This window comes from Bartonella sp. AP4SXKL (assembly GCF_042195845.1).
GTDB lineage: Bacteria > Pseudomonadota > Alphaproteobacteria > Rhizobiales > Rhizobiaceae > Bartonella.
Map to the genome: position 1 here is coordinate 1 of NZ_JBHIPA010000057.1, position 1065 is coordinate 1065.

The 1065-nt window shown below is 44.2% G+C and carries 3 protein-coding genes; all 3 read right to left on the bottom strand.

Annotation, left to right across the window (positions count from 1 at the left end; all coding sequences use genetic code 11):
* Positions 1-212 (bottom strand): hypothetical protein (locus tag ACFIMI_RS09635; protein WP_375692534.1); only part of this gene is annotated, 212 nt, incomplete at its 3' end.
* Positions 145-372: a hypothetical protein gene (locus ACFIMI_RS09640; RefSeq protein WP_375611041.1), complete on the bottom strand. Its 228-nt coding sequence runs from the start codon at positions 370-372 to the stop codon at positions 145-147. The genes ACFIMI_RS09635 and ACFIMI_RS09640, both read right to left, overlap by 68 nt.
* A complete protein-coding gene (locus ACFIMI_RS09645; protein WP_375674994.1) occupies positions 369-1031 on the bottom strand; it encodes a lysozyme in 663 nt (220 codons plus the stop codon). The genes ACFIMI_RS09640 and ACFIMI_RS09645 overlap by 4 nt, the downstream gene beginning before the upstream one ends.
* Between the last annotated feature and the right edge of the window lie 34 nt (positions 1032-1065).

A 1065-nucleotide genomic window follows, 5' to 3' on the forward strand; every position in this document is an offset into this window, starting at 1 on the left:
TTCGTTTCTTGACCATCTTTCCAACCACATAAATGGGCTCCCTGCTTGTTATGCTTCAAAATATCTCTTGCAAGGTTGGAACTGATGACCACAACATCCTTATTATCCAAATAAATGGGCAACCAGCCACCACAAGAAACAGACCTATTTGCCGCGCACCCAACGAGAAAGTTCAGAGCGCACACCAGCATCACTTTTTCGATTAACTTCATTTTCTACCTCAAGACGGGTTGTTGCTGTCTTTAAAGCATTCTCTGTTTGCTTTTGCCGTTCGCTTTGCTTGCCAAGCTGAAAAGCCTTGGCTAAAGCCATAAAAAAAACGGCTAAAGCCGCTGTAAACATAAGAGAATATTTCTTTAGCCAAAAAATCATAAGCGTTGCTCCCCAAACCGCTTGGCGACAATCACTATGCCCGTTACAGCCGCTAAAACCATGATGCCTGCTAAAGCCCATTGCACCGGACCATTGCCTGCTAACAAGCCGCCAAAACCAGAACAAGACCCTATAATCGGGGCAAGTGCTTCTATTTTAAGAAGTCCGGTTGCTGTTTTCGTTTCTACCCTTTGATAATTCGAAGAAACATAAGCCCCTTTTACCCATAATCCCGCTTCTGCTGCTCGACGGTTAGCTAAACCCGCAAGAGGCTTTCCACCGACCTTATTCCATTTCTGTAATTCTAAGGGTACGGCTTCATAATCCCCTTGATTAAGCTTCTTCAACAAGGTTGACTTGCGAAAAGCAGCTGTTCCTACATTATAGCAAAATGAGACCAATGCCGCGAATTGGCAATCCGTTAACGAAACCGTGACCGATTCCTCTACCGTCTTCTCAAATTGCTTTAAGTCTTCACAAAGGATTTCTTCCGCTTGCTTTTGGCTAATACACATGCCTTTTTTGACAAGGGGGTGACCCGCATTGCTGGTGTGACCATAACCAATCGTCCAGATACATGCCGTGTCTCTATATGCCTCTAAACGCAAACCTTCCCATTGTTTGATAAGCTCTAATCCTTCTTTCGATATCTTTCTCATCTGACGCTCCATAAAAAAAGCCCCACAAAAGTGG

What these genes read in the sequence shown, in the direction of transcription:
- ACFIMI_RS09640 (WP_375611041.1), bottom strand. Translation starts at nt 372, where the DNA reads ATGATTTTTTGGCTAAAGAAATATTCTCTTATGTTTACAGCGGCTTTA.
- ACFIMI_RS09645 (WP_375674994.1), bottom strand. Translation starts at nt 1,031, where the DNA reads ATGAGAAAGATATCGAAAGAAGGATTAGAGCTTATCAAACAATGGGAA.